The sequence below is a fragment of the Frigidibacter oleivorans genome, from assembly GCF_003993775.1.
Lineage (GTDB): Bacteria > Pseudomonadota > Alphaproteobacteria > Rhodobacterales > Rhodobacteraceae > Frigidibacter > Frigidibacter oleivorans.
Window position 1 is genome coordinate 572,903 of the sequence record NZ_RJRZ01000001.1, and the last position, 24,325, is coordinate 597,227.

Consider the following 24,325-nt stretch of genomic DNA (forward strand, 5'->3'; position numbering starts at 1 on the left):
GATGCTTTATATTTGTTGGCATTCACGGCGCTCGGCGTCTTCTGTACTATCCGTTGGACGGATTATAGTGCTTCGAAAGCTTAGTCGCTATTTCCGAGGGCAGAGGTAGAAATGCGTCGATCTTCGACTTTTTTCGTCGATGCTGGCCACCACCTGAACCTCCGAAATCGGTCCCCGTGGCGGGAGGCGTTGGCGCGCCTCCCGGCCCCTCGTGGGCCTTATCTAGATCGGCACGTTCTCACCGATCCAACTCGCTGCGGCCTCGATAAACAGAGCGTTGCGCTCCTGCAGTTCCGGAGTCAGTTCCGGCCATGGCACGATACTGGGGTGGGTTTTAGCGACGGCGTCGTAGACCTCACCCCACGTCCAGCCCCCCTTGCGCAGAGTGGTGATGAACACCTGATGTACCGCGGACGGCGAGACCGACTCGACCTCCACGCCGCAGGCGACGAAGCCGACCACCGCGGAGGCGAACTCCCTCACCCAAGTCTCAGCCTCGTCCCAACCCTCTGACGCGGGATCCGCGGCGAGGCAATAGCGCGCAGCGGCCTCGATCTGCGCGTCGGTCATCTCGGTCATCCGTCGATCTCCCACTCCACCCAGTTGGCATCGGAAGCGTTGCTCGAGCGCACGTCGACATAGCCGCCTGCACCCGTCGTCATCAGTTCGACCGTCAGGTTCCCCTTGTTGTCGATCGCGGTTGTCTGGCTGTGCCGAACCGTCAGCTGGGTCTGGTAGATCGGATCGCCGGTCCGCCGGTACATGCCGGGGATGGGGATGCGCGCATATCCGCCAGAAAGCTGAGCCCGGCCCCGTCGCTCGCTCGCCACCGCGCTCATGACATTGCCGCGACGGACGGGTCCGGCCCCACCTGCAGCGCCGCCCCGCACCAGGTTCGAGCCGTAACCAGGCACCCGACAGCCATTGAGGATCACGTCGGACGCGCTGCGCGTTGCAGCGACGTGGACCGCCCATTGGCCGGCCGCCTCAAGCGGGATCTGCACCCCCTGCATCGCCAGCGGTTCGTCGATCCCTTCGCCGATCTCGTTGAGATAGACGATCTGATCCAGAACGAGTCCGTCCCGGCCGCGCAGCAAAGTCCCGTCGATCTCGCCGCCGCGCGTCGCGAGTGCGTAGCCCCCGGCGCCCGCGCGCGAGTTGCGCTCGACCTTGCCGCCCTTGACGACATGCCCGTAGTTCAACGAGAGGCCGCTGCGCCCGTTCATGTACACATGCGGGTTGTAGATCTCTGGCCGTCGACCATCCGTGCGGCACACGATGCCATCGAAGGCGTTGTAGGCGGCGGTGGGGGCGTTCAGGCGCACGTCGGCCGAGCGGAGCTGAAACCCGGCATCGCCCCTGCTGCCGAAGGCGCGCGGGGCGTTGAAGACGATGTTTCGGCCGGTGTCGTGCGTGTCGTAGATCGCCAGGTTGCAGTTGCGGCCTGTCACATCGGTGAAGGTGAGGTTGTGGGGCTCGCCATAGCTGGCCGACCAGACTACCGAAATCGCATGCCGGCAGTCCCAAAAATCGCCGCCGATCACCTCCAGCCCGTCGACGAACCCGCCGACGCCGATCCCGTACCAGGCGATATGGCCGATGCTCGCATCGAGGATGGTCACGTCGATGCAGCCGTGCCCGATGCGGATCGCGTTCACGCCGGAGTTGGTGTCCGGACCGTTCCTGGGCTTGCTGCCGTATATCGAGGGCGCCACGATGGTGACGCGGGCGCAATAACCAAAGTAGAGGCCGAAGGCGATCTCGGTATCGAAGTCCTCCCGGTTGATGTTCGGACACTCGATGTAGATGTTCTCGAGCATGGTCGGCTGGCCGGCCACCGCCGCGTCCGCCACGAGGAAATCATCGTAGAGCGGCTTGTCGAAATAGAAGGTCAAGCCGACGCGGGCCACAATCCGACCGATCCACGCCACCTTACCGCCTTCGGTATTCGTGCCACGGATCGGTTTGTTGGATCGCAGCTCTACCCATTTGCCCACGTCCCAGGAAGCGCCCGGGTCGGTCAGGAGGGTCATCTGCGAACTTCCCTCGGGGGCGTCGGCAGCCAGATCAAACCAGACCGTAGGTTCCGAACCGGCGATGTTCAGGCAGCTCGACTTCTGCGTCGGCATCAGCCGCGCGTCTTTGGCGAAGGACAGGTGAACATCCGACCGTCGGATCAGCAGCTGCGTGTCAAAGCCGTACTCGCCGGTGTCGAAATGCACCTTGCCTTCGGCCGCGACCGCCTTTGCAAGACCGGTGGTATCCAGCGGCGAACGGCCACCGATCAGCCCATAGGCGCGCGCGCTCCGCCCGGCAGGACCGGACAGCACCTTGAGCTTGGGACCGCTCGTCCCGGTGTAGTCCAGGTCGGGCTGACCCGCGTCGGCCGCCAAGACTTCATAGGCCCCACCACCTGGAAGGTCGACGGTATCGCCCCCCGCAACCGCAATCTGATCGCCCGTCGCGCCGGAATAGCGCAGCCGCGCGGCCAGGTCGCCGAAGGTGCGCAGCCGATAAGGCGATCCCGCAAGGGCCAGATTGGCCGCCTGCTGCGCTGCCTGTACGCCCCCGTCGAAATCCCCGATCTGGTCGAGCCGCGCCTCGACCTTGGCCTGATAGTGGCGCGCCGAGTAGAGTCCGTCCGCGACAGCCTGATCCTCGGGGGTCGCGGCCCAGGCCTTTGACTCCTCGCGGGCCTGGCGCGCCTCCTCGGCGCTCAGATCGTAGGTCAGGATCGCCGGGATGGGCGCGCGCTGGACCCACTCCCCGGCCACCCGCTCATAGACGCCGCCCTCGGGCTCGTTGGAGATGACCGCGCCGTAGGCTCCGTCCTCGGCGTCGACCGCCTCCAGCTCCTCCAGGGTGGAGCGGAAGGCCGTCATCGACGCCATGCCGGCATCGACCATCTCGGCGAAAGCCGGTGTCGACATCAGCTGGCGGGCAAGATCGAGGACGGTGATGCGGCGGGACGAGCCCTCGCGGTTGCCGACGAGCTCGTCGATCAGCGACGCCGGGGTCAGCCGCCCGGTCGGCACACCTGCAGTTGCCATGTCTCACCCTCGGCCCGAAGTTTCGCCGCAGGATGCGGCGAGACGGGCGCGCGATCCGCCCGCAAGCACCTGCGGGGCCGGGCTTCAGAGGATGGTGACGGGGACCGGGCCGGTGACGGAACTGCTGCCGCCCGCGGCGTTGATGGTCTCGAACCAATAATCGTAGTCGCCGGGATCGATGGCGGTCGCGCTGTCCTGCCAGATGGCGACGTCGTCGATCGTGCCATCGAAATCCGCGCTCGCGAAGAAAGCAAGGGCCGTGTTCCCGGCGGCGGCGACCAAGGGCTGACGCTGCAGCCCGTCTGCTGTCACGGCCGATCCCGCGACCGTGGTGCTGCCCCCGATGAACTGCGGGGTGACGCTGCCGGCGGTGCGGCCGCTGACGGTGAAGGAGAGGTGGTAGGTCGCGCCGGCGACAGGCGCGCGGGCTTGCGACAGGATGCTCTCGGCGCCGGGTGTATGGACGGCCGCCCCCCCGATGCCAGGCATGCTCGCAATGGTCCAGCCGCCGGCGGCGGTCCAGTCGTCGGCCGCCTCGAACCCGCCGTTGGTCAGCAGGTTGCGGCGAGTGCCGTCGCCGGCGATCGCGGAAACGGTATCGCCGGGGCTCACGTCATAGCGGCCGGCGACATCCCAGAAGGCGGGCGGCTCGCCCGAGGGCACCCGATACGCCTGGACCGCGACGATGGTGGGGTCGCCCGGCACCGCAATGGCGATGCGCGCCGCACCGTAGCCGCCCTCGATCTCGATTCCGGTCAGCGGAATGGCTTCCGGGAAGGTGGCGCCCAGCTCCACCGGCACCGCCAGCGTCGGGCACGGCGGCCCCACCGTTCCGTCGATGCTGATCGCCGCCGCACGCATCTGCACCGTGGTACCGGCCGCGAAGGGCCCGATCCGCGTCGTGCCGTCGGCCGTCGGCACCAGCCGCCAGACCCAGCCCGACGCGCTGGTTTCCCGCCATTCGAAGCGGAAGGACTGCAGATAGGCGGTCTCGCCCTCGCCCGGAACCATCGTCACGTCCAGATAATAGTCGGTGCGCCGTCCACCCCCATCCGGATCGTCCTCCCAGGGGATCAGCACCGTCTCCCAGCTCGAGCGCGCGCGGACGATCCGCGGAGCGACCGGGGTCATGGTATCGTCGAGGATGCTGCCGACCCGGCCAGACCAGTCGGGGATTTCCTCGGCGTCGATCAGGTCGTCGATCTCGGGCGCTGCTGCCACCAGGCGCAGGATCGAGGTCATCTCCTCCCCCGCCTCGACGCCCTTGACGCGGAAGGCCGCGCTCTGCGTCGACATCGGCCCGAAATGCACGAGATCGCCGACGGCCGGCGCCGGCTCGGCTTCGGCGAGTCGTACCAGCCGGGACTGCCCCGCCTCGGTCACCACCGGGCGCAGAACCGACACCCCCACGGTGTCCTCCTCGTCATAGACCCGCCAGCGCAAGCCATAGCTCTCGCCCTCGGCCATCTCGACCGCCTCGTCGAGCTCGACCAGGGCGCCCAGGACCCGTGTCACCCGCGCCGCGCGCTGCATCCGGTCGAGCACGTCCCAGGAGCCGATCACCAGATCGCCGCGTGTGGCGACGCGGGCGAGGCCGGATTGGGTGGCTGCGAAGGTATCGGGCCGGTGGATCAGCTCGTACATCCGCCGCCGCGTCTCGCGCCAGATCTCGTCGGGGTCGGTCTTGCCCGGGAGGGCGAGGGTCTCGGTGAGGCTGATCTCCCCCACATGTCCCGGCCAGGGCACGATGCGTTCCGCGCTCTGCCAGTCGGAGGTCTCGTCCTGGAAGGCCACCCTGAAGGCATGCGGCGGATCGAAATACTGCCGCGACCAGCTGAAGCCGCCCGCGTTGCGCGGGTTGATGTGATCGACCACCAACGTCTCCGGCCGGTCGATGACAACGCCCCATTTAAGCCCGTCGTGACGCGGCGTGGCGCGGCCCGCCGCGCAGATCGCCGCCAGCGCCGTCTGCAGATCCTCGTCCTGGTCGTGGACGCGGTCGTATTTCAGGCGATGGAGCTCGCACCACTCGTACCAGTCCGCGATCTGGTCGAGGTAGATCTCCTCATCCGTCGCCGGAAAGGGGTTCTGCGGTCCCTGCAGCGCGCGCAACATGGCGGTCGCCGGGTTGCGCGAGAGCCCCTCCACCCAGGCGGCGCCGTTCCAGACGCGGCCGTAGCGCTGCACGACGGCCGAGAAGGTGTCGAGCGGCCCGGAAAGCTGATGGGTGGCCCTGACCCGCATGGCCACCAGCGCCAGAGGCGTCGCGCTGGCGATCGGGTATTCCGGCCGGATCGACTGGAGCGCGGACAGCATGGTCCGGTCCGCGACCCGGGTCGAGGTACGCTCGTCGGTCATCCGCGTCACCTCGATCTCCCATCGCCCGCGCGACGGGAAGAGCCAGGTATGGGCGCGGAAGAACATGTCGCGCTCGTCGGCCGAGATATTGAGCTCCACGACATCCGACCAGTCGGTGTCCCCTGGCAGGCGCTGGCGGATGCGGATCGCGACCGACAGCGACTCGACATCGCCGTCGTCATCGAGTTCGAAGAGACCGGAAGGGAAGCCGATGATGACCGTGCAGCCCCAGCTGTCATGCGCCGACCAGCGCAGCACCGGCGTCTCGATCGCCGGACCCGAGATCACCTCGCCATAGGCATCCCGGGGGCGCGGGCGGGTCAGCTCGACCGACGCCGCTTCCTCGAGCACCTGCCGCGGGTAGAGCAGGCAAGGCGGGTCACCCGGCCGACCCTCGCGGATCTCGATCTCGACATCGTCGTAATTGTCGATCGCGGTCTCGCCGATCTTCAGCTCGCTCAGGTCGACCGGACCCGCGCCGAAACAAAACATCGCGCGCACGTACTGGTCGTTGCCGACGATTTCGGTGTAGCTCGCCGCGGCATAGGGCGGTGCGTAGCGGATGCGGCCCATGACCTCGGGCAGGGGCTGGTCCGGGCGCTCGTCGTTGCGCCAGCCGCCGATCGTGTAGCGATTGCGGCGCGTCTCCTCGCTGACTTTCGGCACGGGGACCAGCGCCGAGACGAGCATCGAGCCGACGATCGTCAGCCCGCCCGCGATGACGCCGCCGAGGATCTGCTGACCGAACCCCGCCTGCGGGATGATCAGGCCGGCCCAGTACTGGCCGAGCGCGAGCGCCGCCACCGACACGACGACCATCAGGAGCGAGCCAAGAGCGTCGTCGCCCGGTAGCGCGCGGATCACCACCCGGATGCCCGCGCGCGGACGGATGCGATGCCACAGCGCCGGTGCGATGGGCATTGCGCCGCCGGCGCCGACGAGCGTCAGTCGCAGGCTGGACCAGGCGCTCTCCGGCAGGCCCGGTAGTGCCCGGGCGACGATCTCGGCCAGCGTCAGCCCGTCAGGGAGCTCGAGGTCGATCCGGCCTGCATCGGGGGACAGGAGCGGCGCGGCGAGGACAGGCACGGTCATGGTGCAATCTCCATCCGGTCGATCATAAGGCGATGCCGCCAGATGCCGGTCAGCCGGGCCGCCCAGCGGGGGCGGGTGAGGCTTTCGACGCGCGCCCCATCCTCTCCCATGTGGAGAAGGCGTGCGGCGTCGATCATGATCCCGACATGCGACCGCCATGGGCCGCGCCGGAACAGCGCCACGTCGAACGGCTTCACGGCTGTTTCAAGCACCGCCTGCCAGTCGGACCAGTCCGGCGCCCCGTCGATCAGCGCCGCGATCTCCGCCGCCTCGGCCGCACTCTCATAGGCGCCCACATAGGAGGGCAGTTCGATCCCGAGCTCGGCGGCATAGACCAGCCGCAGCAGGCCCCAACAGTCGGCGCCGTCGGCGCTGCGGCCGAGATCCAGGCGGGGGATGGCGAGATAGCGGTTCGACCAGCTCATGTGCGATGCAGCCCCGGAAAGCGGTCCTTGGTGAAGCGTATCGAGGGAAACGGCTCCTCCTCTATCGGTTGGCGGCTCAGGCCGATCTCGACCTCGCTTGCGGTCCCGTCCGACGAGACCAGCCGCAGGTCGCGGTACTGCGTCTCGATCAGGTCGGGGCTCGATGCGAGCACGACCGCCATCGAGACGAGGGGGCGCGAGGTGAAGCTGCGCAAAAGCCGCGCGATGTCATTGGTGACGGCCTCCAGCACCAGCGTCGCCTCCGACGGCGCATCCTCCAGGTCGGAGGGCAGCTCTGCCGAAACCAGCACGAAGAGATAGGGCTCGGTCAGCGGGTCGGCGCCCATCCAGGTAGAACGGGTGCCATAGGCCAGCGGGTCGACCGACAGCCGCACGGTCGGATCGGTCGAGAGCCGGATCGGATGCGTCAGCGCAGGATGCGTGATGTGGATCAGCGCGATCTCGACGTCGGGCGAGACCGGCTCGTCATGGGCGCGGCGGGCATTCAGGCTGAGCCGTCTCATGGCAGCACCGACACGGAAAAGCTGATGCGTGCCCGGCTGCCGAGGATCGTCTCGACCGGCATGCTGGCGCCGAACAGGCAAAGCCATTGCGCGGACAGCAGCATCGGCGCGCCCTCGGCGGTCAGCAGCGGGGTGCCGTCGGCGGTCAGCATCGGCCAGCCGTCGGTGGTCGGATCCGGCATCCAGAACGTACCCGCCCCCTGCTGAACGCTGTCGAAGAACGCCTCGAAGGAGGCCTTCTGGCTCCGCGTGAGGTCGACCACCAGCGACACCTCGCGGGCGGTGCTGGACCAGCGGCGGCGATAGCCGGGGGGTCCGGCCTCGGTCTGCCGCGCGAGGCGCGGATCCTGCATCTGCGCCTGCCATCCCTGACGGTTGGGTCGCGGCAGATCTGCGGGCCATGTGGGTACGGTCATCTTGCCCTCACCGCCGCGCTTTGGGTGGCTGCACGCCCATGGCCTTCAGCGCCCGGCGTGCGCCACCGCCCTTCTTGGTCATGCCGCCCGCCACGGCATCCGACAGGGTGAAGGCGATGGAGCGGCCGCCGCCCGGAGCGATCGTCTCCTCGGAGCTCACGGCCACGCCCCGCCCTGTCTGGTCGTAGAAGGCGATCTGGGTCGGGCTCGCACCGGAACCGCCGGACGGCTGCTGGCGGGACCAGCCGCCGATGATGCCGCCCGCGGCGAAACCCGGGACGAGATTGGCGCCGCCATTGATCGCCTCGAGCAGGGACCGGTGCTGGGCGGTCGCCTTGGCATTGACGACGAACTCGCCGTTCGATCCCCACATCAGCACGTCGTCAGAGGTGCCGCTGCCGGGGCCGCGGATCATGCCGCCCTCCGCCTTGGCCGGGATCCCGAGCGACGTGCCGATCATCCCGATCAGCCCGCCATCACCGCCCACGCCGAAGAGGCCGGCGAGGGGCCCTTCGCCCAGAAGGAGCGCCTGCAGCCCCGCCTGCGCGATCGCTCGCGCAACGTCCTCCATCACGTCGGCCAGTTCCGCGCCCCCGAAAATCAGCGCATCGAGCGAGTCGACGGCGGAGCTGCCGAAGAAGTCCCAGCGTGCCTCCACCTGTTCGAGCCGGTCCTCCTCCTCGATCCGCTGCGCGATCAGCTTCTCCACCGCGGTGCGCTCCGCCTCGGTCGCGCCTTCGAGCGCCCGCCGGTTGCGGATCAGCTCCTGCTGCACCGGATCGAGCTCGCGCAGAAGATCGAGCTCGGTCTGCTGGCGCTCGATCAGCCGCTCGAGCGCGTCGGCCTCCGAACGGCGACCGCCGCCGGAACCGCGGGCGGATCGCCGTGCTGCAGCCTCCTGCTCCCGCTCAAGGCGGGTGACATCCTCCATGGTCCATGCGGCGCCCGGACCGGGTTCCTGATAGTTCCACTGGTTGATCGTGCCTCGGCCGCCCTGCACCCGTGCGGCTTCGCGGTTCTGGATCGACATCGCCCGAAGGACTTCGTCGGCCAGCCTTGCCGCTTCGTCGGCCGCCACCGCGATCGGGCCGGCCATTTCGCCCGCGGCACCGGCCGCTCGCCAGAGCGCGCGTTCGGTGGCGAGAACCTCGTCATAGAGTTCACGTTGCTCTTCGGTGGCGTCTCCCGCAGCGAACCCCGCCTCCTCAAGGGCTACTCGGAAAGCCCGGGCGGCCTCTGCCTGAGCGCGAGGGCCTTCCGCTTCACCGATGGCCTGCAGCAAGCCGAGCGCCTCGTCGAAACCGGCTGCCATCTGCCGTCCGCCGTCCTGCCCTCCCAACTGCCAATCCCACAGGTCGGCAAGACGGGCGCTCGCCGTCCGGCCGAACCCGTCGAAACGTTCGGAGAGCATGTTGGCGGCCTCGGCCGCGTCGAGGAGGATGTCGCGAAGCCGCACCTCCTGAAGGGCGCGTTCCACGTCGATGATCTCCGGCGCAACCGATCCGAACTGCTGTCGCAGATCGGACATGCCGGCCGTCAGCCCCTGGCGGTACTCGCCGACCGCGTTTTCCAAGCCCGAGACCAAGTCTTCGAGCGTCCGCGCCTCCTCTCCTGCCGAGGTGAGCCACTGGATCATCGCGGCGCCGGCGGCGATGCCGCCGATCGTCACCAGGTTGATCGGCGAGAGCATGGAGACGAAGGCAGTGCGAAGCGCCGTCGCGGCGCCTGCGGCACCCATCGGCCCGATCACCTGGGTGATCTGTGTGCCCTGCTGGATCGCCAGCTGCAGCGGGTTCTGCCCCGCGGCCATCATCACGCCGAGGTCGTTGAAGTTGGCGACGAGGTTGCCCATGGAACCGGCGGCGCCGCCGCCGCCGCGTCCCCCGCCGCCGCGCCCGAGCCGCGTCTCCAGCTCCTGCACCTTGGCGCTGAGTGCGGTCATTTGCTGAACGGCTCGGGCTTCGGCCTGCGTCATCGCGGCAAGCTGGCCGTTGAGCGCCGCGACCTGCTGCTGCAGCGCGGTCAGATCGGCATCCGCCTTCTGCCCGGCGGTGCCGAGGCCAGCGACCGAGGCCTTCGCCTTGTCGGCCTCCGCCGCGGTCCGGGCGAGTTCGGCCTGGGCGGGCTTGCCGTTCGCGTCGATCACCAGCGATGTACGGAACTGCGCGGTCACGTCCGGTCCTCGTTCAGCGCCTCGAGGGCGCCCACTTCGATCAGCCTGAGGTCGGCCCAGATGGCGGGCGTGACCTCGATCGCTTCCGCCTCGAGCCCGGCGCGGGCCGAGGCATAGTCGAGGCCGATGAAGCGGGTCGGCCCCATGCCGCCGACTGCCCGCCACTGGGTGGAGACGGCGAGGAAGGCGCGCATCGCGGGCAATGCGTCAGGCCAGAGACCGTCCTCCGTATCCTCCCAGCTCCCCACCAGGCGCAGGCCCCAGCGGCGCGCGTCGTCTTCGGCCTCGTCGTCGCGGCCGCCGCCCGAGAGCGTGCCGGTGGCCCAGGCACGCCCGGCCGCCCTCAGTTTCCCTGGCGGACCTTCGTCACCGCGGCGACATAGGCCGCGACAAGCCCCGTCCGCACCCAGGGCAGCCGGAGCAACTCGTCGCGCGCCGCGTCCGACCAGGGCAGCGGCGCGCCATTGGCATCGGCCACGTCCTCGAAGCCCACCCAGGCCGCGCGGAAGAACGCGGCGATCTCTTCGGAGCTGCGGGCGCGGAAGATGTCGGGCGCATCCTCGCCGGGCACCTGGAAGCGGGCGCGGAACGTCTGTTCCTCGTGCCCGCCGTCGATGGGCGCGAGCACGGTCACGGGATGGGTGAAGCGGGGGTTGTGGGTGACCTTCAGCATGTCGTCTTCCTTCGGGGGATCAGGTGAGGTTGAGGGTCCACTGGTCGTTGCCCGCGACGGGCAATGGCGCGAGCCGCAGCGGCCATTCCTTGATGCCCTGGGCGTTCTCGAGCCCTTGGGTGCGCTGCATCTGCGCGGCAGGCACCTCCAGCGTGGCGATGCGCCCGGCCGCCGTGCCATGGACGAGTTCGACCGCGACCGCCTCCTGATCGAGCGCCAGCTGGAACGGGTCGAGCGTTGTCAGCGGCACCGCATGGACCCGCGTTTCCACCAGCTCCTGCCGATCCGTGATCTCGATGCTCTCCGCACCGATCAGGAAGATCGGCTCCACCGTGTTCCGCAGGTCGAGCGAGAAGGACCGCATGACGAGCGAAACGCCGTCGACGGTGAAGCCCGGCGTGTTGGCCTTCGTCGCGACCTGGGGCTTCTGGAAGTCGGTCAGGTCCGGAGTGCCCCGCGCAGCCTCTGCGGGCTTGGTGAAGAGCCCGGTGAACTGGAACTCCATGTAGACGATGCCCTGGGCATTCACCCGGAAGACACAGGTCCCTCGCCCGCCAACGAGGGCATAGAGCGTCCCTCCGATCCACAGGTGATGGGTGACCGATTCATGCCCGTCAGAGACGGGGTTATAGGCCACCGACGCGCCGGCGCTGACGACCTGGGCGCAGCCGCAGGCGCGAAGGCACGGCGCCCAGGCGGGCGCCGTGCCGGCGGTTCCGGAGCCCACCAGCTCGACCCGGTAGGACAGCATCATGTGGAGCTCGGTCGGGATCGTCGGCTGGCCGCCGAGCCAGGGCGTTTCCAGATCCCGGCTGACATCCTGCCCTTCCATCGGGCGCAGCTCGACCTGGGTCGCCAGGATCGCGTTGTCGGCCGCCGTGGGGGCGGCATCCACGGCATAGCTCGCCTCCAGCTTGGCGAGCAGGATCTTCGAACGCCATTTAATGGCCATGTTCAAGCCTCCGTTTCAGGGGCAGCGCCGGAGGCCTTGCGGCGCCCCTTCGGCTTCGGTTGCGACGGTACCTGTGCCCCCTCGCGCGTCAGGCTGCCGTCCGCTGCGCGGATGAAGGCACCACCGGAGGCGGGGACGGGCGGTTTCTCGGCGAGGTCGGTCACGGGTAGATCCTCAACTGGTCGGTGATCGCGAAGTCGATCTGGTAGACGAGGACGCCCGGCCCGGCGTGCACGAGTCCGCCGCGCAGGAGGCGGAAGACCCCGACCGCCTCCTCCGGCCCCCAGCCGGCGATGCCGCCGATCACCGCGCGCAGCAGCGCGTCGATATCGGGCAGGTCGCCGGGTGCGGATCCGCCGGGTGTGCGGAAGGTCACGATCACCGCCACGGTCTCTTCGACCATCTGGGTGAAGAAGCCGGTCGCGGCCTCGCCGCCGTCTCCCCGCCAACCGAGCGGCAGGACGTGGGCGGCGGGTGTGTGCTGAGGCAGCGCATTGCGCTTGACCAGTTCGGCGAAGTCGGCAGCGCCCCGGACGCGACCGGCGAGCGCCGGCACCTCCGCGATCAGCCGGGCGATGACCTCCGCCAGCATCAGATGAACCCCTTCATGTTCTCGGGAGTGAAGGGCCGCTCCCGGTCGATCAGCCGGACGCCGCTGCCTCCCGGGGCCTCGGGCTCCACGCCGGCCACGTCGAGCCGCATCGCGCCGGATGACAGGTCGCGCAGCTGGCGGATCGCCTCCTTGTAGTCGGCTTCGATCTTCGGATCGGCGGCGGAGGTGTGGAGCTTCCAGATCGCGATGGCGAGAGCGAGGTCGGTCACCAGGGCAGGAACCTCGGCCAGCGGCAGCCGGTAGCGGACCATCAGGTATCCGTCGATCGTGGCGGCGGTATCGGCCAGCGCCCGATCCACGGTCGGCACATCGATTTCGCCGGTCGACATCTCGCCGCGGTCGGTCAGCGCCACGAGCATGCGGGCGCCGTATCGGTCGGTCAGCTGCTGCAGCGTGGCGTACATGAGGCGATCCGTGGCTGGTTCTCGGTGTTCCTGGCGGCGATCGAGCCGCCGCCAGGCAGGCCCACGGCGGAGCGGGGGCTTAGTCTCTCACGGCCGGAGCCCATCCCGACCGCTGCCCGCCGGCCTCCCGCCGGGGATCGTCAGGCCAGGGCGACCGTCACCGTCAGCACCGGGTCGTCCATCAGCTGCGCCCGCTCGGCCTCGGTCAGGTCGGCGGCGACAAGAGTCACCGGCTCTGGCCCGAAGTGGCGCCCGGCGCGCCAGCGGCCCTTGCGGGGGCCGGTGACGACGAGCACCACCGCAGCCTGAGGCTCGGCCTCGGGAGCATCGGTGCCGGGGAGGATCACCGCCTCCCCGACCGGAGCCGCCGCTGCCTCTTCCGAGGCCCGCTCTTCTTCCGAAGCGCCCGGCGGCGGCTGGATCGGGGCCTCGGCGGTCTGAACCGCGTCGCCGGCCCCCTCGGTATGGGCGGCGGGGGCAGCCGTCCCACCCCCGCCTGTGCCCTGCGGCATCCCCTCCGCAGGGCGTTCGGGGGTGGTCTGTGCCGCTTTCGCAGCGCCAGGCTCCCCCTCGGAGGCATCGGCCGCTGGCGGCCTGATCGTCTTGCGTGCCATCGCGTCTCTCCTGTCGGCTTATCGTGGGGGCGGGACCTGCCCGCCCCTCCGGAAGCCGACCGACCTCAGGCCAGCCAGGGGCAGACCAGGAGCTCGGCCGTGCTCTTCCAGACGTTGGTGGCGCCGGCGGCGTTGCGCTCGGCATTGAGGATTTCCAGCCCGGCGCCCTCGAGCGAGGGCGGAACGACCAGCAACCGCGGAGTGATGCCGAGCGGCGAGCCGTGATCGCCCTTCATGCCCTGCAGCGCCGCCCGCGCCAGTTCGTAGTGATCGGCGTCCAGCGTCTGCTTCGATCCCCAGGCCATCTGCCAGAACCCGAACCCGGTATTGGCTCGGGCATCGGCGCCGTAGACGAATTCGCGGCGATCGAAGACGTTGTCGTCGGTCACCTTGTCCTTCGCCACAAACTCGAAATCCTTCCGCTTCTGCAGGATGATCGGCTTCAGCGGCCGCGAGACGTCGAGCAGGTACCAGCCGATGCCGGAACCGCCGTCGGTGTTGGCCACCGTCGTGGTGGAGCCGTCGGCTGCAATGACCGGGTGGTCGGTGTCGAAGAAGTTCTGGCCGTCATAGCAGGGCGTGGCGAAGCCGGCCTTCAGCTGGGCGAAGACCCGCAGGTCCCATTCCTCCCCGGTTGACTGGCCCATGTGCTCGAAGAGGGGCGTGTAGATGCCGAGATTGTCGGTCTCGATATCGTCGCGGTCGACCCCGAGCGTCAGCTCGAGCGGGATTTCCTTGATGGAGTAGTCGTGCTGCTCGAGGTTCTGGATGGCGCGCGGACCGATCCATTCGCGGACCCGGGGGACCTTGCCGAGCCAGCCATACTTCTGCTCCTTCGCGGTGGAAGGCACGACGGTAGCGACCCGCTTGTATTGCGACGGCGCGCCCATGAACCCCTTCTGGAAGGAGGTCTTGAAGCCGGCGCGCAGCGCTTCGAGGTTGGCGGCGTTGACGAGCATGTGGGTGTCCTCAGGTGTTGCGGGTCAGCGCTTCGTCGAAGCGCACCCAGACGCCGAGGTCGTCGACCATTTCGACGAAGCCGGCTTTGGATCGGGTGTTGGTGGCGCTCGTCTTTGCCACGGTCTGGTCATCGACCACGTAGCAGAGGGCGCCGATGTCGGCGTCGGTGATCTCGTCCGTGGAGGCCGAGTTCGCGAAGCGGAAAATGCCCGGCATGAAGCGCAGGCTGGCATCGCCAGCCGAACCGGTGGAATTGTCGACCCGCTCCTCCGCCCGGCCCGCGCCGATCAGGCCGGTGGCGGTGCTCCCCTTGACGAGATAGCCCGAGCTGTTCCGGCAGACGAGGCTGCCCGCATAGATCAGCTGCGAGGCGGCGACGAGCCCTTGGCGAAGGACGCCGAGGGCTGCGGGCGTGTTGCGGTCCTGGGTGAGCGCGGTCATCAGCGGGCCTCCTGTTCGGCCTTCAGGGTGGCGGCATAGTCGCCGACCGGGATGCCCAGCAGGCGCGCAGCGCTGACCTGCTCGGCATTGAGCGAGATCTGCAGGTTGTCGACGGTGACCGGGGGCACGCCGCGCGGCATCTCGCCCAGGGCCGGGAAGCCGTTGACCAGCGCCTCGGTCCCATCCGGGTCCGCCATGTGCATGGTGATGAAGCGCTCGCGCGAGGGCTTGACCCCCACGCGGCCGGCCTTGATCGCGCCATCGACGAAGGCGGTCGCCTTGTCGCGCTTGGAGCCCTCAGTCATCGTGTTCAGCCGGGTCGTGACGGCGGCCAGCTCCTGCTGCAGCGCCGCGACCTCGCCGGGGGCGCCCCGCGCAGCCTTGGCCGCGGCGACGATCGCGGCCGTGGTGTGCGCCTCGGTCATGCCGAGGGCCGTCGCGATCTCGGTCATCGCGGATTGCAGGGCCGGCGCTTCGTCGGCCGGCGCCTTCATCTTCTTGATCGCCGCGACGAGGTCGTCCTCCGTCGCGGTTGCGGGCAGGCCGAGCAGCTCGGCCAGCTTCGCCATGAAGTCCATCTCACTCTCCATGTGCAGCGCGGCGAGGCCGCGAAGGTTCGGTCGGTTGACCAGGCTTGCCCGCAGGATGCGGGTGATGCGCTTGTCCGGGTCGTGCAGGACGACCGGAGAAATGCCGCGATAGGCGCGGTCGCGGACCAGGCGCGCCCCGGCGCTGTTCCATTCGACCCGGCCCCAGATGCCGTCCGCGCGGACCTCCATCCCCGTAATCCAGCCGCGCGCGGGCGCCGGCAGGCCAAGGGGGGCCGCGAGGTCGGAGGCATGGTTTTCGTCGATCGGCAGGCGGTCCTCCTGGGCGAAGGACGCTTGCACGATCGCCGCCGCATCCTCGACCGCATAGGGGCCGCGCGCATCCTGCGTCTGGACCGGCCCTTTGGCGGTCGGCAGCAGGTGCACCCACTCGGGCGCCGCTACTGCCTCTCCGAGGTCGAGCGACTGCACCGCCATCAGCGCGGTCAGCGGAGGGATCGAGGGGATGCGGTGCGGGTGTTTCATGGCGGCCACAATGGCCGTCAACGCGCTGCCGATCCGCCCGCAAGGATCTGCGGGTCACGGGATCGGACCGCCGCCCCGTCAGATTGGCGGCGGGCGCGCGCCGGGGTCAAGAGGTCTCGCCGGCGACGTCCTCCAGCCACTCGGCGATCACGTCGAGGACCATCGAGCGGTCCTCGGCCGAGAGACCGAGATACGGCCGGGCCGGGATGTCGCCCCAAGGGATCGGCCCGCCGCGCCCGGTGGCGCCGAACGCACCCTGCGCCGCGCCGAACTGCATCACCGCCGACTGGATCGCGTTCGACCCGATCGTCACGAAGTCGGCACCGCTTTCCACACTGATGGTGGTGGAGAGCCTCTTGCTCGGCCCGATCAGGGGACTGGTGAGACCGGGCGTGCCCTGGTCGGCATAGCGGGCCAGCGTCACCGGCGATTTCGGCGCCCAGGGGCTTCCATCTGGTGCGGTACCGGTCTTGAACCGTTCGTTCGTGGAATGGAGTAGCCCCTCTCCGATATCGGCCATCGGCTGAGACAGGTCCGAAAGTGCCCGCACGAGGCGGTTGAGCCCCTCCGAGATACCGTCTTCCTTCAACTCGATGCGGATCATGCTATATCCGTCTGGTCGGCGCGCGCATCGTGACCACCGCATTCGGGATGCGGGAACGTTCAGGGCGTATGGTAGGGGGCGCGCCGATCACCGCTCCACCCACATCGTTGCCAGAGCCAGCCGGCGGCGTCCGGGCCTGAGCTCGAAGATCGCGACCAGCCGCCCCTCCGCGAACCCCTTCTCGTAGCGGATCATCGCCCCACGCCCGGGCGAGGTGCCCGCAGTCGCGACCTGGTCCGGGCTGTTGATGAGCGCCGCGACCCGCCCCACATCCTCCGCCGTGACCGGCCGCTGTCCGCGCGAGGTCTCGACCTCGGCGGTGGCGTGACGGCGGAAGATGTGCCGGATCGTCATGGGATCGATGGTGTAGTCGTAGAGGTCGTCGGCGAGATCGGCGCCGGTGAGGTCCTCGAGCGCGCGCTTCTGCGAGAGGGTGGCCAGTCCGAGTGTCCGCTGCGGTTCGACCTGGACGCGGGGATCGATGGGGGCGTCGTCGCGCTCGCCTCGCACCCGCTCGACCCACCGCCGCACATCCGTCGCGAGGCCGGGCAGATCCCGATACCCCGTCGAGAAGGCATCCCGCACATCATCCGGCAGGCTGCGCATGTAGGCGGTGGCAAGGCTGTAGTCCCAGCGGAGCGCCTTCTCCGTCATCGCCCGGATCGTGCGCTCGACGCTGCGGCCCGGAGCATAGCCCCAGCCCTTGCCGACGCCCCTCTGCTCGCCGGTCTTCGGATCGACGGCATCCCAGCCATCGGGCAGCCTTTTGGAAGGGTCGCCGCCGACGCGCGCCGCGCCCCGCTCCGACCGCGCACCGTAGACCTTGCAGCCGCAGCCCCAGCCATTCGGCGGATAGTGCTGCACCCAGAACGGGTGATCGACGGGCAGGACCAGCCGGTCCCAGGCGAGGTGATCGAGGCGCGGATGCTCGGCGCCGCTGTGACGGTAGACCAGGAGCCCGAACCCGTCCTTCATCAGCTGCGACCAGCGGCCGGCGGCATAGCTCACCGACATGTTGGTGCGGTAGATAACCCGCGTGCGCCACGCCTCGCCACGCTTCGACCCCTCGCCGGTCCAGCCGTGCCAGCCATGCTTCTCGACGATGGCGCGGAAGTCGCGGCGGAAGGCCTCAAGGGTTTGGCCTTCGCTGATGGATCGGTCGACGGCCGCCGCGAGATCGGCGAGAAGGTCGGCTTTCATGGCGCCGGCCACCATGAAGCCGGTGTCATGACCGTCCTTCCAGAGATCCTGCCAGGTCGCGGTGGGCACCAGGTTGCCGAGCCTCAGCCGGAAGGCTGCGACCTGCTCGGCGAAGGGCTGCCGGAAGACGGCTGCGACCGTGTCAGCCATCTTCGCCCTCGATCGCCGCCCGCCCGCCGAGATCGGCCGCGATCAGCGCCTGCGCCAGCCGGCTGGCCAGACCGCCCGCATCGACGTCGTCGAAGCCCGCCCGCAGCATCTCGCGCAGCTCCTCGAGCGAGCCGGCGGCGAAGATCATCGCCTCGATCTGTCCGAGCATCGCGGCCATCTCGGGCTGCGCCTCCGCCTCCAGCCGCTCTGCGAGAAGGTCCTCGTGAGACGGCTCGCCAGCCGCGCCCGCTGAGCCGCCCTCTGCCTGCAAGGCTGTCACCGGACCGGGAGAGCCCTCACCCCGTTTAAATCCGCCGGAATCCCGTTTAATGGCACGATCCGGCGGGGAGGGGGCGACCACCGGCGCGGCGGGCGACAGGATTTCGTCCTCGGGTGCAGGTTTCGAGAGCTTCAGGCGGTCCCTGAGCTCGCTCTGCGACACCTTCAGCCCGAGGGGCACCAGCGCCGCGACGCCGCTCACCAGTTGCGCCAGGTCTTCCACCTCGGGCCGGGCGATCTTCAGCCGCGGATAACGTGCCTGAGGCCCGTATTCGAGATCCACCCAGGGACGGATCAGGTCGCGGTTCAGGATCGCCGAGAGCGCCTTGCAATCGGCGCGCTCGATGTCCTCCTGCACCTCGCGATGCTCCTGGCCCACGGCATGACCGCCCGCGATCGCATCGGTGGTGGCCGTCTGCCCCAACACGGCCTTCGAGATCTGCCGGTCTAGCCAGTCGGCGCGCTTCAGATAGAGGTCGGAGCTCTGACCGACATTGCCGGTCTCGACGAAGTCGATGGACATCGACTCCGGCACGATCGCCGCGCAGTCGCCCGCGATGTTGGCGACGGCGCGGAACAAGGTCGCCTTGTCCGCCTCCGATGCACCGGGCGCATACTTGCCGAGGCGCAAGGGCTGGCCGAAGGTCTGCGTGAAAATGGCCCAGTCCCTCTGCGTGTAGGCCTTGAACATCCAGCCCCACGCGGCGACCCGCGCCAGCCCCGAGCGAAGTGGCAACCCGCTCTTGGCCTTGATCGTCGCGAAGATGAATTTGAAGGGCGCAAGCGGGATCTCCCGCCCACCTTCATCGAGCTGCACCGGGGTCGAGAGGTCGCGACGATCGAAGCGGAACCATCGCGGGTCGCGCGCCTCGAGCCGGACGGGGCGCCATTGACCTTCCGAGGTGTCCCAGAGGATTTCGGTGAAGCTGTAGCCCTTGCCCACGCAGTCGAGGATGTCGAAGAGCTCTTCCGCCAGCTCGTCGCGGTCGATCCACTCGCGCACCATGTCGGCAATCGCCACGTCGCGGGCATCGTCGCTCGCCGCCTCGACGGTCACATCGATCTGGCTGACGCTGCGCCGCCGGGTGCCGAGGACGCCGAGATAATGCGGGTCGCGCTCCTCGATCGTCTCGGCCAGCTCGAGATAGCGCACCGGGTCGCCCTGGTCGGCTTCGCGCAGGATAGTGGCGAGGCGCGTGGGGTCGAGCCCGTCGGCCGGATAGCCCGAAATCGGTGAGCGCACACCGCCGATCGTCGCTGCCGCGATTTCCTCGGTCAGGATCGCGCGCTGGATCGGCCGGCCCCACCGATCGAGGAGGACGGGTGTCCGTGCCATGTCAGATGCTCCCTCTCAAACCCGTTCCGAGCGGCGGGCGCCACCAGCTGCGGTCCTCACGGTCCTCCGGATCATCGGCCATCCGGCCCGGTGCGGCATCGCGCCGCTCGAGCGGCCGGTAGCCATATTCGACCCATCGCATCCGGCTCGCGAAATGCGCGAGCGCCAGCGCGATGGCATAGTCGCCATGCCGCCGCTTGCCCTTCTCCCCCTCGCGCGTCGGCGGCACCCGCGGGATGCCGCGGATCAGCTTGACCAGCCGCAGGTCCGACAGATGTTCGGCATCCGGCGCGAGCTCGATCTTGTCGTCCTCGAAGGCTGCCTTCAGCGGCGGCATGTGCAGCCGATACCATTCCTCGGTGAACTTGATCGCCCAGACGATGCCGGCGCTGTCCTCTGTCTCGCGCAGGCCGAACTTCCGGCCCATGTCCTCTGCGACGGTCCAGCCCATGCCGGTCGCGTCGAAGGCGGCGCCGACGAGCCGCTCGCGCACATGCTCGAGCACCGCCGCGACGATCAGCTTCTGCTCCTTGCCAGGGACGTTCCGAAGTTCGAAGACCAGCCGTTCACGGCGCTTCAAGCGGTCTTCAATGGACAGAAGAACGCCTACGGTCAGGTCCGCCACCCGGGCAAAGTCGAAGCCGAAGGCATAGTGCGGATCGAGCGGCAGGCGCGCCAACGCCTCCGCGAGTTCCTTCATGAAGGGCGCCAGCAGCAGCGCCTGCTCGATCGGGCTCTTCTGGAGATAGTCGCCCGGTAGATCGAGCCGCAGCACCTGGACGTCCTTCGCCGTCATCCGCGCCTCGATCAGCGGCGCCGGCAGCCATGCGCCGGAGCCCATGGTCGGAATGCAAAACAGCTCCTCATCGGCGCCCTCGCCGTAGAAGTCGATGATCTCCTGGCGCCAGTCCGCCTCGCCCTCGGGCGTCCAGTCGGTCCCGTTGCGCAGACAGATCCGCTGGTAGAGGCCCTCGCGCAGCGCCTGGTCGAAATCGATATGGACATGGGCGAACTTCGAGCGCCCGGCCAGGATGTCCTGCACCTGGACGTTGAACTCGTTCTCGGCCCCGTCATGCGTCGAGCAGACGATCACCTGACCGCCCCACATCAGGAAGGCGAGCGCGGACTTGAGCAGTTCCTTCAGGCTGTCGACGAAGGCTGCCTCGTCGATGATCACCACACCCTGCTTGCCGCGCAGCGAGCGGGGCGCGGAGGACAGGGCGATCACCTCGAAGCCCGAGGCGAAGCGGATGCGGAACGCCTGGATCGAGCGGTCCCCGCTGGCGTCGGCATCCGGAAAGAGGAACTCCTCGGCCTCGGCCGCGGCCATGTTGAAGGCGCGCGCCCACATCGCGCAGGCGTCGATGAACTCGCGGGTCATCTCCTGGCTGTAGGAGATGTACATGGCATCCATGCCGCCGGCCGCGCGCTCGCGCGCCGCGCGCAGCACGGCATAGGCCGCCAGCCCCCAGGTCAGGCCGATCCGTCTGGACTTCTCGACGAACAGCACCCGCGTCATAGCCGTGGACTCGAGGAGGCCGACGACGCGCTGCTGATAGGGCAAGAGCGCGGCCGGCAGGCCCACGGTTGAGATGATCTGCGGCATCGCGTCGACGGCCGCGCGCCGCTCCTCGGCCCAGTCCTGGGCGGACACCGGCGCCGTCATAGCGGCACCCCGTGGGTGGCCGCGATTTCGAGTTCGACCGCGGCCAGCAGCGCGTCCGAAACACCGCGGCCGTCGGCGAGGATCAGTCGCTCGAGGGTCATCTTTGCCCAGGCGGAGGTGCCCGCTCTTGCACCGATGTGCAGCGTGCGGCTGCCGTAGTTGCCCGTACCCTGGGACGCGGAGGAACTGGCGATCTCGGCCCCGTCGATGCGGAGGGCGAGCCGGGCGGAGCCGATGGCCGCGCGACCCGACACGAGGATCCGCGATGTGTTCGGAGGGGCGTGAACGGCGGAAGCGGTTGCCGTGCCGCGGGCGCTCAGGGTCAGGCCGGAGGCTCCGTAGGCGAGGCGCAGCCCGGCGACACTCGCCACATCGGTGCCCAACTCGAAGACGGTATTGTCCGTGACCGTGCCGTCATGGTCCAGCACCGCGGCAAAGACCAGCTCGTCGCTGCCGCTGAAATCCAGCGCGGCCGCGCCGACCAGGGCATCGTTCACGCCGTCGAAGCCGATGCCGCCGACGACGCTGGCGGGCCGGCGGGCGCTCTGCGTCTGCGCGGCCGGACCGCCCTTGCCGCTCTGGTCGAGCATCGCCGCCACGGCCTGGCCCGCCGCCGAGACTGCTGCGCCGGAGGCCAGCCGCAACGTCGACCAGTCCGCGGGGCGGTAGTCGATGCCCACGGCCGCCCGCTCCCAAAGCCGGACCACAGCCGGCCGGGGAGCGATCCTGTGCCGCCAGATCGGCCCGGGACCCGTACGTTGGCTGCGCCGGCGGATCGTCATCATCACCCGCCCAGCACTTCCCGCACCACGATCGCGCGGGCGCAGGCGTTCAGCCGGTACCTGACCTGGTCGCCGACGGCGAACTCGTAGCCCTCGAGCGGCGAGCCCGCGAAGAGCGGGATGCCTCGCGTGTCGCCGGGAACGGCCTTGGTGGTGAGGCTCACGCCGCCCCGCACGCAGATCCAGACCTGCGCCTCCGTGATTTCGACCGGGTCGGACCAGGTGTCTGAGGTCACATCGATATCCGCATAGTCCGCCATGACCTATCCTTTCACTCCGAGGATCTGCGCCTTGATCTCTTCCACCGTCTCCGCGGTGAGGCCCTTGGCCTTCGCCACCTTGTCGACCGCTTCGCCCACGTCCTTGGCGAACTCCTTCTCCAGCCGCTGGCGGCGATCGGTCGAAACCCCTTGAGCCGCCGCCGCCGCCCTGAGCGCATTCGCCAGCTCCATCGCCCCCTTCGTGCCGACACCGGCTTCCCCGGCGGTGGTCACGATCTCGAAGACCAGCGTCTTGATCGCCTCGGCCGCGATCCGCGTCAGGTCGTCGGAGCCCTGCGGGTCGAAGCGCGCGGCCATGGTCGCTGCGATCTCGCGCGTCTCCTCGAGACGCCGGGTCATCGTGGCGAGGCGCAGGGCATAGCGGTTGAAGGAGGAGAAGCTCGGCACCGCGAAATCGATCTCGCCGCGATGCTCGCGGATCAGCTCTTCGCATTTCGACACGAACTCGGCGTAGATCTCCGTCTGGGTCTTGTCGCGGCCGGCCAACTCCTGCGCCGCCCAAGCAATGACGGCATCGCATTCGGGTGGCAGCAGTTCGATTGAGGAGAGGCGGCCGCGACCGCGGAGGCGCGTCATCTCAGGACCCGACGCGCGAGGGGCGCTGGATACCTTCGATCGCGATCAGGCGGTCGAGATGGCGCTGACCGTGATCGGCAAGGGTTGCCACAAGCACGCTGCCGGCCTGGACGAGGCTGACGGCACCCATGTCGGCCAGCCAGCGCAGTTCGCCATGCACCCATTCGCGCGTCTTGCGGATGCCGAAGGTGGCCAGCTCATGCAGCAGCAGGTCGCTGTTCAGCGTTTCGGCCACCTGGGCCGAGAGCGCTTTGAGAATGATGAGCCGGGACTGTTCCCGGATGAGCTGATCCATGTCCATGTCAGTGTCCCGCCGTCTTCGTCTGTTAGCGCCGCGCCTGGTCGAGCATCAGCTCCTGCATCCGTTCGGCGATGGCCGCGACCGGCTTCAGCCGCTCGTCGAACTTTTCGATATGCCCCTCCATCCGCGCGATCGACAGTTCGACCCGGTGGATCATGTCGCCGGTGGGCACGTTGGTGAGTTGTGCGGACAGTCGCTCGACCTGCCGCTCGAGGGCGTCGGTCCGCACCATCAGGTCCTCGAGCCGCTTGTCGGCCTTCCGCGCCCCGGCCGTCAGCGCGGTCCAGATCGCGGTGCCGAGCGACAGGAGCGTCGAGAGCGCGGCGGCCCAAGCGACCAGCGGGCCGATATCGAGCACCGTCATGCGCCGCCCTCGAAGGTGCAGCCCGCCGCGAGCCCCGATATCAGCAGATCGCCCGAGACCACGGCGGCATCGTCACCGCCTGTCGCCAGCGCCCGCGCATGGGCGCGGGCCAGAGGTTCCAGTGCGGCGCAGAGCGCCTCACCGCTCGGGCGCAGTTCCGGTCTCGCCGGCGCCGAACCGGCGCAGGCGCTCACGAGCAGCATCAGGAGGCAGAGGAGTGCGGGTCGCATCGTCGATCCTTTCGCGGGTGTCGATGGTGTCCTGGGCGGCATCGGCGGCGATTTCCTCGCGCACCTCTGCCTTGGCCGCGTCGCGGATCAGCTTCCGGCCGGTGAAGAAGACGATGACGAGACCGAGGAGGGTCGCGGCCATCTCGGCCAGGCTGCCCAGCATCAGCGGACCCCCCAGCCCCAGAGGTCGCGCCACCGCTCGACCATCCGGGACCAGAGGCGGACAAGGAAAGCGCGAAGGCGGGCAATTGCTCCGGACAGCACCTCCACGACCCGCTGCAGCGGCGGACGCAGGGAGAGCGACAGGCGGTAGTGCGGCGCGCGGCGCTCCCACCAGGCCCAGAGGCCGAAGCCCAGCGGCGCGAGCAGCATGATCTTCTCGACCACCTGATCGGGGGTGGTGCCGAGGCCCAGATGGGCGAGCCAGGGCAAGGGGTCCCAACCAAAGGCGTTGCCGATGACGGTCAGCGCCAGCAGGAGCGAGGCGTAGAAGCTGCGGGCGTGCCAGGCAGGCAGGACGGGCAAGGAGGCGTTGGCCATAGTGATTTCCTTAACGGGTGACGTCGGCGGTGTAGGCGGCCAGCACCCATCCCTGCTGGCCGCCATATTCGACGCAGAGCCAGTCGCGGCCGGCGAAGACGCCCTGGCGGAGCAGCGGCAGGATGGTGCCGTCGGGGATCGCGGCGATGACGTTCGGGTTGAAGCTCGGCCAGCGGCGGAGGTTCAAGGTGTCGCCCGGCGTGTCCGTCTGCACGAAGCGGCCGGGCCGGATCGCGATCGAGCCGGCA

29 protein-coding genes are annotated in these 24,325 nt (G+C 69.0%); all 29 read right to left on the minus strand.

Features of this window, described 5'->3' with window-relative positions; all coding sequences use genetic code 11:
• Positions 1-222: 222 nt before the first annotated feature.
• A complete protein-coding gene (locus EEY80_RS02935; RefSeq protein WP_126975028.1) occupies positions 223-579 on the minus strand; it encodes a hypothetical protein in 357 nt (118 codons plus the stop codon).
• Positions 576-3,050, minus strand: a complete 2,475-nt coding sequence (locus tag EEY80_RS02940; RefSeq protein ID WP_126975029.1) for a hypothetical protein — start codon at positions 3,048-3,050, stop codon at positions 576-578. Before EEY80_RS02940 ends, EEY80_RS02935 begins: the two co-directional genes overlap by 4 nt.
• 84 nt (positions 3,051-3,134) lie before the next feature.
• Positions 3,135-6,500 (minus strand): TipJ family phage tail tip protein, encoded by a 3,366-nt coding sequence (gene gpJ / locus EEY80_RS02945; RefSeq protein WP_126975030.1) that lies wholly within the window; start codon positions 6,498-6,500, stop codon positions 3,135-3,137.
• The gene (locus EEY80_RS02950; RefSeq protein WP_126975031.1) at positions 6,497-6,925 is read right to left on the minus strand and encodes a C40 family peptidase; all 429 of its coding nucleotides are present in this window, start codon (positions 6,923-6,925) and stop codon (positions 6,497-6,499) included. Before EEY80_RS02950 ends, gpJ begins: the two co-directional genes overlap by 4 nt.
• Positions 6,922-7,449 (minus strand): hypothetical protein, encoded by a 528-nt coding sequence (locus tag EEY80_RS02955; protein ID WP_126975032.1) that lies wholly within the window; start codon positions 7,447-7,449, stop codon positions 6,922-6,924. Before EEY80_RS02955 ends, EEY80_RS02950 begins: the two co-directional genes overlap by 4 nt.
• Entirely contained in the window at positions 7,446-7,802 is a 357-nt protein-coding gene (locus EEY80_RS02960; RefSeq protein WP_235829690.1) for a hypothetical protein, read from the minus strand. The genes EEY80_RS02955 and EEY80_RS02960 overlap by 4 nt, the downstream gene beginning before the upstream one ends.
• A gap of 70 nt (positions 7,803-7,872) precedes the next feature.
• A complete protein-coding gene (locus EEY80_RS02965; protein WP_126975034.1) occupies positions 7,873-10,038 on the minus strand; it encodes a phage tail length tape measure family protein in 2,166 nt (721 codons plus the stop codon).
• Complete coding sequence (locus EEY80_RS02970; protein WP_268885641.1) at positions 10,035-10,286, minus strand: DUF1799 domain-containing protein; 252 nt, start codon at positions 10,284-10,286, stop codon at positions 10,035-10,037. Before EEY80_RS02970 ends, EEY80_RS02965 begins: the two co-directional genes overlap by 4 nt.
• 95 nt (positions 10,287-10,381) lie before the next feature.
• On the minus strand, positions 10,382-10,711 hold the full coding sequence (locus tag EEY80_RS02975; protein WP_126975036.1) for a hypothetical protein: 330 nt from the start codon (positions 10,709-10,711) through the stop codon (positions 10,382-10,384).
• A 19-nt stretch (positions 10,712-10,730) separates the two neighbouring features.
• On the minus strand, positions 10,731-11,663 hold the full coding sequence (locus EEY80_RS02980) for a hypothetical protein (RefSeq protein ID WP_126975037.1): 933 nt from the start codon (positions 11,661-11,663) through the stop codon (positions 10,731-10,733).
• A gap of 2 nt (positions 11,664-11,665) precedes the next feature.
• A complete protein-coding gene (locus EEY80_RS19975; RefSeq protein WP_164738112.1) occupies positions 11,666-11,827 on the minus strand; it encodes a hypothetical protein in 162 nt (53 codons plus the stop codon).
• The gene (locus EEY80_RS02985) at positions 11,824-12,255 is read right to left on the minus strand and encodes a phage tail terminator protein (protein WP_126975038.1); all 432 of its coding nucleotides are present in this window, start codon (positions 12,253-12,255) and stop codon (positions 11,824-11,826) included. The genes EEY80_RS19975 and EEY80_RS02985 overlap by 4 nt, the downstream gene beginning before the upstream one ends.
• Positions 12,255-12,680, minus strand: a complete 426-nt coding sequence (locus tag EEY80_RS02990) for a gp436 family protein (protein ID WP_126975039.1) — start codon at positions 12,678-12,680, stop codon at positions 12,255-12,257. The genes EEY80_RS02985 and EEY80_RS02990 overlap by 1 nt, the downstream gene beginning before the upstream one ends.
• Positions 12,681-12,820: 140 nt before the next feature.
• Positions 12,821-13,192, minus strand: coding sequence for a hypothetical protein (locus EEY80_RS02995; RefSeq protein WP_126975040.1), 372 nt, complete (start codon positions 13,190-13,192; stop codon positions 12,821-12,823).
• A gap of 167 nt (positions 13,193-13,359) precedes the next feature.
• Positions 13,360-14,253 carry a Mu-like prophage major head subunit gpT family protein gene (locus EEY80_RS03000; protein WP_126975041.1) on the minus strand — a complete coding sequence of 298 codons (894 nt, stop codon included), beginning with the start codon at positions 14,251-14,253 and terminating at the stop codon, positions 13,360-13,362.
• A gap of 10 nt (positions 14,254-14,263) precedes the next feature.
• Positions 14,264-14,695 carry a hypothetical protein gene (locus tag EEY80_RS03005; protein ID WP_126975042.1) on the minus strand — a complete coding sequence of 144 codons (432 nt, stop codon included), beginning with the start codon at positions 14,693-14,695 and terminating at the stop codon, positions 14,264-14,266.
• The gene (locus tag EEY80_RS03010) at positions 14,695-15,768 is read right to left on the minus strand and encodes a phage protease (protein WP_205749013.1); all 1,074 of its coding nucleotides are present in this window, start codon (positions 15,766-15,768) and stop codon (positions 14,695-14,697) included. The genes EEY80_RS03005 and EEY80_RS03010 overlap by 1 nt, the downstream gene beginning before the upstream one ends.
• Positions 15,769-15,874: 106 nt before the next feature.
• On the minus strand, positions 15,875-16,372 hold the full coding sequence (locus EEY80_RS03015; RefSeq protein ID WP_126975043.1) for a phage virion morphogenesis protein: 498 nt from the start codon (positions 16,370-16,372) through the stop codon (positions 15,875-15,877).
• 87 nt (positions 16,373-16,459) lie between these two features.
• Positions 16,460-17,722, minus strand: a complete 1,263-nt coding sequence (locus EEY80_RS03020) for a PBECR3 domain-containing polyvalent protein (RefSeq protein WP_126975044.1) — start codon at positions 17,720-17,722, stop codon at positions 16,460-16,462.
• The gene (locus EEY80_RS03025) at positions 17,715-19,337 is read right to left on the minus strand and encodes a DUF935 domain-containing protein (protein WP_126975045.1); all 1,623 of its coding nucleotides are present in this window, start codon (positions 19,335-19,337) and stop codon (positions 17,715-17,717) included. The genes EEY80_RS03020 and EEY80_RS03025 overlap by 8 nt, the downstream gene beginning before the upstream one ends.
• 1 nt (position 19,338) lies before the next feature.
• On the minus strand, positions 19,339-21,003 hold the full coding sequence (locus EEY80_RS03030) for a hypothetical protein (RefSeq protein WP_126975046.1): 1,665 nt from the start codon (positions 21,001-21,003) through the stop codon (positions 19,339-19,341).
• Complete coding sequence (locus EEY80_RS03035) at positions 21,000-21,683, minus strand: hypothetical protein (RefSeq protein ID WP_126975047.1); 684 nt, start codon at positions 21,681-21,683, stop codon at positions 21,000-21,002. The genes EEY80_RS03030 and EEY80_RS03035 overlap by 4 nt, the downstream gene beginning before the upstream one ends.
• Positions 21,684-21,787: 104 nt before the next feature.
• Positions 21,788-22,045, minus strand: a complete 258-nt coding sequence (locus EEY80_RS03040) for a hypothetical protein (protein WP_126975048.1) — start codon at positions 22,043-22,045, stop codon at positions 21,788-21,790.
• A 3-nt stretch (positions 22,046-22,048) separates the two neighbouring features.
• Positions 22,049-22,642: a DUF3486 family protein gene (locus EEY80_RS03045; protein WP_126975049.1), complete on the minus strand. Its 594-nt coding sequence runs from the start codon at positions 22,640-22,642 to the stop codon at positions 22,049-22,051.
• A 1-nt stretch (position 22,643) separates the two neighbouring features.
• Entirely contained in the window at positions 22,644-22,943 is a 300-nt protein-coding gene (locus tag EEY80_RS03050; protein WP_126975050.1) for a VpaChn25_0724 family phage protein, read from the minus strand.
• Between the two features lie 25 nt (positions 22,944-22,968).
• On the minus strand, positions 22,969-23,307 hold the full coding sequence (locus EEY80_RS03055) for a DUF2730 family protein (protein ID WP_126975051.1): 339 nt from the start codon (positions 23,305-23,307) through the stop codon (positions 22,969-22,971).
• Positions 23,308-23,445: 138 nt separating this feature from the next.
• The gene (locus tag EEY80_RS03065; RefSeq protein ID WP_126975053.1) at positions 23,446-23,700 is read right to left on the minus strand and encodes a hypothetical protein; all 255 of its coding nucleotides are present in this window, start codon (positions 23,698-23,700) and stop codon (positions 23,446-23,448) included.
• Complete coding sequence (locus EEY80_RS03070; RefSeq protein ID WP_126975054.1) at positions 23,700-24,077, minus strand: hypothetical protein; 378 nt, start codon at positions 24,075-24,077, stop codon at positions 23,700-23,702. Before EEY80_RS03070 ends, EEY80_RS03065 begins: the two co-directional genes overlap by 1 nt.
• A 10-nt stretch (positions 24,078-24,087) precedes the next feature.
• On the minus strand, positions 24,088-24,325 hold a 238-nt coding region (locus EEY80_RS03075; RefSeq protein ID WP_407920707.1), incomplete at its 5' end, for an SH3 domain-containing protein.